We start from the raw sequence: 632 nt of genomic DNA on the forward strand, positions 1-632 counted from the left end.
ACACTGGTTTATCAGCGGTGATTTGGCCTCCAGCCTGGTGAGCGCGGTGGCGGTGCTGGTGATTGCCTGCCCTTGTGCGCTCGGGTTGGCGACGCCGACGGCGATCATGGTGGGTACCGGGCAAGGGGCGCGGGCCGGTATCTTGTTCCGCAATGCCAATGCGTTAGAGCAAGTACAGCGTTTGCAGGTGCTGGTGTTGGATAAGACCGGCACCATCACGGAAGGTAAGCCTTCGGTCAGTGACGTACTGCCAGAGGCTGCGGTGGCCGACGCTGAACTGCTGCGCGTCGCGCTTTCTCTGGAGCAGCATTCCGAGCATCCCCTCGGGCAGGCGCTGGTGCAGCATGCGCGGGAATCCGGTGTGGAAGCCGTCGAGGTGAGTGGGTTTCAGGCGGTGATTGGCCGGGGGGTAACAGGTGAGGTGGCCGGTGAAAACTGGCTGTTGGGGTCACCGCGTTTCCTGGCTGAAAATGACATCGTGCTCGATCAGGCGCAGATTGCCAAACTGGAAGCGCAGGGAAAAACGGTGATTGCCGTGGCTCGCGCCGGGCTGCTGCTCGGGTACATTGCGCTGGCCGATAAGGTGCGCGACGATGCACGCACCGCGATTGCCGATCTGCAAGGCCAGGGCA

At 62.7% G+C, this 632-nt stretch carries 1 protein-coding gene; it reads left to right on the forward strand.

Annotated elements, in window-relative coordinates:
- Nucleotides 1-632 (forward strand): HAD-IC family P-type ATPase (locus J5224_RS33730; RefSeq protein ID WP_264629227.1); only part of this gene is annotated, 632 nt, incomplete at both ends.

The sequence above is a fragment of the Candidatus Symbiopectobacterium sp. NZEC135 genome, assembly GCF_025962695.1.